The 7,774-nt window shown below is 69.5% G+C and carries 8 protein-coding genes; 4 read left to right on the top strand and 4 right to left on the bottom strand.

From position 1 onward, the window contains the following. The 3 genes from VF794_RS10455 to VF794_RS10445 all read right to left on the bottom strand — a co-directional run. Positions 1 to 1,129, bottom strand: a 1,129-nt coding sequence (locus VF794_RS10455) for an Hsp70 family protein (protein WP_331109292.1), incomplete at its 3' end; no start/stop codon positions are given. A gap of 6 nt (positions 1,130 to 1,135) precedes the next feature. Further along, complete coding sequence (gene grpE / locus VF794_RS10450; RefSeq protein WP_331109290.1) at positions 1,136 to 2,023, bottom strand: nucleotide exchange factor GrpE; 888 nt, start codon at positions 2,021 to 2,023, stop codon at positions 1,136 to 1,138. A gap of 112 nt (positions 2,024 to 2,135) precedes the next feature. Beyond that, positions 2,136 to 2,666: a transcriptional regulator gene (locus VF794_RS10445; protein WP_331109288.1), complete on the bottom strand. Its 531-nt coding sequence runs from the start codon at positions 2,664 to 2,666 to the stop codon at positions 2,136 to 2,138. A gap of 143 nt (positions 2,667 to 2,809) precedes the next feature. Between VF794_RS10445 and VF794_RS10440 the strand changes: the two genes are divergently transcribed. The 4 genes from VF794_RS10440 (at position 2,810) to VF794_RS10425 (ending at position 6,865) form a co-directional block, all read left to right on the top strand. After that, positions 2,810 to 3,433: a DUF4476 domain-containing protein gene (locus VF794_RS10440; RefSeq protein WP_331109286.1), complete on the top strand. Its 624-nt coding sequence runs from the start codon at positions 2,810 to 2,812 to the stop codon at positions 3,431 to 3,433. A 91-nt stretch (positions 3,434 to 3,524) separates the two neighbouring features. Continuing rightward, positions 3,525 to 5,594, top strand: a complete 2,070-nt coding sequence (locus VF794_RS10435) for a lamin tail domain-containing protein (protein WP_331109284.1) — start codon at positions 3,525 to 3,527, stop codon at positions 5,592 to 5,594. 90 nt (positions 5,595 to 5,684) lie between these two features. Next, positions 5,685 to 5,927 carry a DUF1206 domain-containing protein gene (locus VF794_RS10430; RefSeq protein ID WP_331109282.1) on the top strand — a complete coding sequence of 81 codons (243 nt, stop codon included), beginning with the start codon at positions 5,685 to 5,687 and terminating at the stop codon, positions 5,925 to 5,927. Positions 5,928 to 5,998: 71 nt separating this feature from the next. Further along, complete coding sequence (locus tag VF794_RS10425; RefSeq protein ID WP_331109280.1) at positions 5,999 to 6,865, top strand: DMT family transporter; 867 nt, start codon at positions 5,999 to 6,001, stop codon at positions 6,863 to 6,865. Between the two features lie 41 nt (positions 6,866 to 6,906). On the opposite strand, the gene VF794_RS10420 is transcribed toward VF794_RS10425, so the two are convergent. Beyond that, positions 6,907 to 7,774 (bottom strand): dipeptide epimerase (locus tag VF794_RS10420; RefSeq protein WP_331109278.1); only part of this gene is annotated, 868 nt, incomplete at its 5' end.

Genomic DNA, 7,774 nt, shown 5'->3' with positions numbered 1-7,774 from the left:
GGATGGCCGCGCCCACGGCGACGACCTCGTCCGGGTTGATGCCCTTGTGGGGCTCCTTGCCGAAGAACTCCTTCACCTTCTGCTGCACCGCCGGCATGCGCGTCATGCCGCCCACCAGGAGCACCTGGTGGATCTGCTGCGCGGCGATGCCCGCGTCCTTGAGCGCGATGCGGCACGGCTCGATGGAGCGATCCACCAGGTCGGCCACCAGGGCCTCGAAGGTGCCGCGCTCCACCGTCTCGGTGAGGTGCTTGGGACCGGTGGCGTCCGCGGTGATGAAGGGGAGGTTGACCTCCGTCTCCGTCGCGCTGGACAGCTCGTGCTTGGCGCGCTCGGCCGCTTCCTTCAGGCGCTGGAGCGCCATGCGGTCCTTGCGCAGATCCAGGTTGTTGTTCTGCTCGGCGAAGCGCTTGGCCAGGAAGTCGATGAGGCGCTGGTCGAAGTCCTCACCACCCAGGAAGGTGTCGCCGTTGGTGCTCTTGACCTCGAAGACGCCCGAGTTGAGCTCCAGGATGGAGATATCGAACGTGCCGCCGCCCAGGTCGTAGACGGCGATGCGCTCGGCACCGACCTCGCGCACCTTGTCCAGGCCGTAGGCGAGCGCCGCGGCGGTGGGCTCGTTGATGATGCGCAGCACGTTGAGGCCCGCGATGCGGCCCGCGTCCTTGGTGGCCTGACGCTGGCTGTCGTTGAAGTAGGCCGGGACGGTGATGACGGCCTCGGTGACGGGCTCGCCGAGGTAGTCCTCCGCCGTCTGCTTCATCTTCATCAGCACGATGGCGCTGACTTCCGGCGGGCTGTAGCCCTTGCCGCGGATCTCCACCCAGGCGTCCCCGTTGGGACTGGGCACCACGCGGAAGGGACTCACGCTGATGGCCTTCTTGGCCTCGGGCGAGTCGAACTTGCGGCCGATGAGCCGCTTGACGGCGAAGACGGTGTTCTCCGGGTTGGTGATCGCCTGTCGCTTGGCGATCTGCCCCACCAGCCGCTCGCCGGACTCGGTGAAGCCCACCATCGAGGGAGTGGTGCGGCTACCTTCGCTGTTGGGGATGACCACCGGCTCGCCGCCTTCCATCACGGCGACGCACGAGTTGGTCGTACCCAGGTCGATTCCAATCACCTTGCCCATGACGTCCTACTGGCTCCCCGTGGGAGTGGTTCCGGTCTTCTCGGTAGCGGCATCCCCCCCCGTGGGAGCACCGCCTGGAGTCGCTGCTGAAGTTGCTTCGGACGCGGGCGGCTGGACGGCCGGCGCGCGCGCCACCACGACGAGCGCGGGGCGCATGAGCCGCTCATTGAGCATGTAGCCGCGCACGGCCTCGTAGAGGACATGGCCCGCGGGCACCGCGGCGCTCTCCACCTGCTGCATGGCCTCGTGCAGGCGCGGATCGAACGGCAGGCCGGCGGCGGAGAAGCCCTTCACGCCGTGCTTGGTGAACGCGCCCTCGAAGAGCTTGCGCGTCATGTCCACGCCGGTGCGGAAGCTGTCGAAGTCGTTGGACTTCTGGGCCGCCTCCAACGCGCGATCCAGGTTGTCCAGCACCGGGAGGAAGTCCTTGAGCAGGCGCTCGGAGCCGAACTTCTGGACCTCCTCCTTCTCCTTCTGGGCGCGCTTCTTGTAGTTGTCCAGGTCGGCCGCCGCGCGCAGGCCGCGCTCGTGGCTGTCCTTGAGGCGCTCCATCATCTCGCGACTCTTGGACTGGCTGAACTCCAGCTGGGAGCGCGCCTCCTCCAGCTCGCGGCGTGCCTGCTCCAGTTGCTGGCGCGTCTCGGCCAGCTCGGCCCGCAGCGGGCCGGAGTCATTGGAGTCAGCGGACGGCGCGGCCTCGGGCTCCTCGATGCCACCCTCGGGCATGGGAATCTCCAGCGTCACGCCTCCGTACACCTCGTCTTCGGCAGGTGCCGCCTCCACCTCGGGCTGAGGCTCGGCGACACGCTCGACGCTCTTCAGCGCCTCGTCGATGACGTCCTGAGAGATGTTGGTATGGAAACTACCCTTCGCGTCACGGTTCGAGCCGGCCACGCGCGCACTATGTCACGGGGGGCGGGTCGATCCAACCGCCGTGGAGGCGACCCAGTCAGGTGGGCCGCCCGGCTGTTTCCTCCTGGAGGTTTCCAGAGCGGATGGAAGCCCGTCAGGTGGAGGGACGAGCGGGCTTCTTGCGGCCGATGGACTTCTGGGTGCCCGTCTTGGCCGCCGCCTTCTTGGCCGCCGCCTTCTTGGCGGGGGCCTTGGTGGCCGGAGCCTTGGTGGCCGTCTTCTTGCGGCCGATGGACTTCTGGGTGCCCGTCTTGGCCGTCGCCGTCTTCTCGGCGCGGGGCGTGGGCTCCGCCGCCGGAGACTCGGGCCGGGCGCTGGAGGCCGGAGGCGTCGTCGTCCCACCGGGAGCGGAGGCCCCCTTCTGGTTCTCGAAGGCACCCTCGACGGTCTGCTCCACCTGACGCACGGCCGTCTCGATGCGCTCCGCGGCCTGCTTACCCGTGGCCACCGCCCAGGTGCGCAGGTTCTCCAGCCCCTCCTTCACCTTGGCCTGCTTGGCGGGGTCCTTCACCTCCACCAACAGCTTCTGCGCCTCGACCTTGAGCTCCTCGCCGGTGCGCTTGAGCTCGTCACCCGTGCGCTTGAGGAACTCCATCAACGGAAGCTTGTCCCATTTCTCGGCCATCAGTTTCTCCCTCACGGACAATGCGAGCCGCCTGGCGCGCCGGACACGGCTATAGTGGGCAACCAGTCCGGCGAACGCAGGCTTCCGCATCAGACTGCACCCCCGTCCGCCGCGCAAAACAATCTTCACTCCTGGAGAGACGGATGAAAGCGGTACTGATTGCCCTGGCCACCCTGCTGGCCGTCCCGGCCCTGGCCCAGCAGGCCCAGCAGAACGACTTCGCGCCCCCCGGGCAGCAGCAGCCCGCCGGCACCCCGGTGGTGCTGGACCGCGAGGCGCTGATGCAGCAGCTCGCCCGCATCAACGAGAAGCTCGCCGTGGCCACCGGCCGGGCCAAGAAGGACAAGCAGCTCCTGAAGCTGCTGGAGGACTCGCGCGCGGAGCTCAAGGAGGTGGGCCGGCAGGTGACGAACGCGCCGCTGGCGCGCGTGGAGCCACAGCGTCCTCCCGCGCCGCAGCCCCCGCCGCAGCCCGCGGTGCAGCCCATCACCGAGGCCATGTTGCGCTCGCTGGTGGTGGCCATCCGCAACGAGCCCTTCGCGGAGGACCAGCTCGACGTGCTCGGGGAGGCGGCCCCCACCCAGTACTTCCTGGTGAGCCAGGCGCAGCAGCTCCTCCGCCTCTTCACCTTCTCCAAGGACCGGCTCAAGGCCATGCGCCTGCTGCGTCCGCGCCTGCTGGACATGGAGAACAGCTTCAAGCTGTACGAGTCCTTCGAGTTCTCCACCGACAAGGAAGAGCTCAAGCGGATCCTCGCGGCGCAGTAGCCCGCGTCACGCTTCTGTGACCGACCGCTGACGCGCTAGAGTCGGGCTCTCTCGGGGCAGGACAGGCCCCGCGTCTGGAGCCCGACTCACCATGCCGCTCTTCCGCCTGCTGGGAACGCTCACCGTCCTGGCGCTTCTCGCCGCCTGCAAGTCTCCGCCTCCGACCGACGCGCCCCGGCTGCCCGAGCTGGAGCTGCTGGAGACCACCGAGGGCGCGCCCTTCGAGGTGAACCTCGGCGCCACGGGAGGCACCCCGCCCCTCTTCCACGCGCTGGAGAAGGTGCCGCCCGGCTTCTCCTTCTATACGGGCCCCGGCCTGCTCAAGGGCCCGGCCTCGGCATCGGGCCAGTACGCCTTCACGGTGCAGGCGAGGGACGCCCAGGGCGCCGTGGACACGAAGACGTACCAGCTGCTCGTCCAGCCCCCACTCGTCATCGGCACCACCCCGTTGCCCGTCGCCTCGTTCGGGACGCGGTATGAGCACCGACTCCAGGCCAACGGAGGCAAGGCGCCCGTGAGCTGGACGCTGGCGAGCGGCACGCTGCCCCCGGGCATCACCCTGGGCGAGGACGGTCTGCTCTCGGGCCTGCCCCAGGAGCGGGGCACCCATGCCTTCACCGTGCGCGCGCGGGACGTGCATGGCGCGCAGGCGACCAAGGCGCTCACCCTGGAAGCCCGCGGAACCCTCGCCGACAGCGGTACTCCCGGTGGCAACACCGATGGGGGGACCTCGGATGGCGGTACTTCGGACGGCGGCACGGGGGACGCGGGCACCGGCCTGTCGTTCAGCCTGGCCAATTGGAACATCGAGTGGTTCGGAGACACGGCCAACGGCCCCACGGACGAGGTGAAGCAACTCGACAACGTGCAGACGGTCATCGCCGGTGCCGGCCTGGACTTCTGGGGCCTGGCGGAGCTGGTCGACACCACGGCGTTCAACACGCTCAAGCAGCGACTGCCCGGCTACGACGGCTTCCTGTCCAATGATTCGAGCATCCCGTACGGGTCCAGCTACTACTCCACCTACGAGCAGAAGGTGGGCATCCTGTACCGGACGGACGTGGTCACCGTGAAAAGCGCGCAGCTCATCCTGACGGAGAGCGAGCAGTATTTCGCCTTCCGTCCGCCGCTGCGGGTGGACCTGCGCCTCACGCGCGATGGCACGAGCGTGGACCTGGTGGCCATCGTGCTGCACATGAAGGCGCTCACCGACACGTCGTCCTACGGCCGGCGCAAGGACGCGGCGCTGGTGCTCAAGAACTACCTGGACACGCAGCTTCCGAATGAGCGCGTCATCGTGCTCGGCGACTGGAACGACGACGTGGACGTCTCCATCGTCTGGGACTCCGCCAGCAGCAGCTACCTGCCCACGCCGTACCAGAACTTCCTCGATGCCCCGGCGGACTACACCTTCGTTACCCAGCCCCTGTCGATCGCCAGACAGCGCAGCACGGTGAGCTTCCCCGATTTCATCGACCACCAACTCTACAGCAACGAGCTGGCCGCCAACTACGTGAGCGGCTCGGCCCAGGTGCTCAAGCCGAACATCTATCAGTACGGCAACACCACCTCGGACCACTACCCGGTGCTCAGCCGCTTCTCCTTCGACGCGGAGCCCCCGCCGCCACCGCCGCCCGCGGCCTCGCCCGTCTTCATCAACGAGTTCCTGCCCCACCCCTACGACAATCCGGCTACGGGCGCGCCTGACTACGACCAGCAGTTCGTGGAGCTGTTCAACTCGGGCACCGAGGCCGTGGACATCAGCGGCTGGCAGTTGAACGACGACAAGTCCTACAGCGGTCTGGAGCCCACACGGCATGTCTTCCCACCGGGAACGCTGCTGGCGCCGGGCAAGGCCTATGTCGTGTACTCGGGCCCCTCGGCCTTCCCCTCGGACGCGACGAACACGGCCTATGCCAGTGGGTTCGATGGCTTGCGCTTCAACCGGGGCAAGAACCAGGGAAGCTCGGGCGACACCGTCTTCCTCCAGCGCGCCGACGGGACGCTCGTGGACAGCCACCACTACGACAACACCTACCCGGGCATCTCCTACAACAGCAGCCCGGACATGAGCCGCATGGACTCCTTCGTGCGGCACGACGTGCTGGTTCCCGGTACTGTCTCCTCGCCCGGCCTGCGAGCGGAAGGGAGCGCCTTCTAGGTCTCCCACCCTTCGGAGTCCCAGAGCCCGGGCGCCTGTCCGCCTGCCCGCTGGGACTCGCGACGCCGTGCCCGGCATGCCGAGTGGGCCGTGCGCATCTCCAAGCTGGGCATCCTCGCCCGGGGCGTGGTGTTCGTGATGCTCGGCACGTTCCTCGTCCAGGCGGCGCTCACCGCCAACCCGCGCCGCGCCCGAGGCCTGGACGGAGCCCTGGAGACCCTCGCGGCCCAGCCCCATGGAGATCTGCTGCTCGCCTTGGCCGCGGCGGGGCTCGTGGCCTACGCCGTCTACATGGCGCTCGAGGCCCGGTACCGACGCTTCCTCGGGGCCTAGCCGCTCCCCTCCCCTGCTTGGGCGGCGGTGGCTTTCCCCGGGGGAGCGGAATATGAGTCCCCGCGCCTCCCATGCTCCGCTCCCGCCTCTACCTCCTCGCCGCCGCCGTGCTCTGGTCCACGGCCGGCGCCGCCGTGAAGCTCTCTTCCCTGTCGGCGTGGCAGATCGCTTCCGGGCGCTCGCTCGTCGCGGCGCTGGTGCTCGCGCTCGCCATCCCCTCCGGTCGCCGGCTTCCCTCCCGGCGAGGGTTCGCGGCGGCGGTGGCCTACGCCGCCACGGTGGTGCTCTTCATCATCGCCAACAAGCTCACCACCTCGGCCAACGCCATCTTCCTCCAGGACACCGCACCGCTCTACGTGCTGCTCCTGTCCCCGCTCCTGCTGCGCGAGCGCCCCTCGCGCGGCGAGCTGGCCGCCGTGCCCGTCTTCCTCCTGGGCCTGAGCCTCTTCTTCCTCGACAAGCTCGACCCCGGGCAGTTCTGGGGAAATGTCATCGCCCTGGGCTCGGGCCTCGCCTTCTCGCTGTGCATCCTCGGGCTGCGCGCGGTGGGCGAGGAGGGCTCCAGCGTGCTCGTGTGGGGCAACGTCATCGCCGGCTTCAGCGTCCTGGTGCCCGCGCTCGGCGGCCCGAGCCCCACGACGCTGGACCTCGGGCTGCTCGTCTTCCTCGGGGTGTTCCAGCTCGGCCTCGCCTACACGCTCTTCCAGCGTGGCCTGCGCGAGACGCCCGCCGTGGAGGCCTCGCTGCTCATCCTGCTCGAGCCGGTGCTCAACCCCGTGTGGACCTTCCTCTTCACCGGCGAGCGGCCCGGCCCCTGGGCGCTCGTGGGCGGCACCATCATCCTGCTGGCCACCGCGTGGCGCACGCTGCTGGGCTCGCGGAGCAGCAACACCCCCTCGACGGGCGAGGCCCCGGCGCGCGAAGGGGCCGGAGGCTGACCATTCCGCTCGTCACCGGTGACGAGTGAAACGCACCGGGCTCAGCCCAGGTCGACGCCGTGGCCGGCCTGGACGTGCCCGATGTCGATCCGCCCCCCGTCCTGCATCCGCAGGCCGCCCCGGAAGGAGTGCTCCCGGATGAACAGGTGCGTGTCCAGGTCCGCGTAGTCGAAGCCCCCCAGGCCGGCGGCGAAGTGCGCCGCGCTGCTCATGGCCAGGGTGCTCTCCACCATGCCGCCCATCATCAACTCCATGCCGGAGGCGCGCGCCAGGTTCCACATGGCCAGCGACTCCACCACGCCGCTCTTCATCAACTTGAGGTTGACGCCGTGCGCGCCGCCCTCGCGCGCCAACCGCAGCACGTCCTTGGCCGTGCGCGCCGACTCGTCCGCGCAGATGGGCACCCGGGACGAGCGCGTCAGCTCCGCCATGCCCTCCCAGTCCTCGCGGGGCACGGGCTGCTCGAAGAGCGCCAGGGGGATGTCGGCGGCCTCCAGGCCCACGAGGAAGGTCCGCGCCTGCGCCACGGTGTAGCCCCCGTTGGCGTCCGCGAAGAGCCGCGCGCCCGGAGCCTCGCGGCGGATGGCCACCATGCGCCGCACGTCCTCCTCGGCCGAGCGCGCGCCCACCTTCACCTTGAGGGTGCGGATGCCCCGCGCGACGATGGCCCGCGCCGACGAGGCCGCGTGCGCCTCGTCCCCCGCCGTCACCGTCATGTCGATGTCCAGCGTGCTGCCCGCGCCACCGAAGAGGGTGGCCAGGGGCATGCGGTGGTGGCGGCCCAGCGCGTCCAGCAGCGCCAGCTCGATGCCACAGCGCGCGGAGGGAGCGCCCGGGAGGGCCTCGCCCAGCCACGTGCCAATGGGACGCCAGGCGCGAGCGTCCCGACCGAGCAGCGCCTCGCGCACG

This window comes from Archangium sp., assembly GCF_036389735.1.
GTDB lineage: Bacteria > Myxococcota > Myxococcia > Myxococcales > Myxococcaceae > Archangium.
The sequence above is the reverse complement of the archived record's forward strand: the minus strand, read 5'-3'. Positions and strand labels throughout refer to the sequence as shown.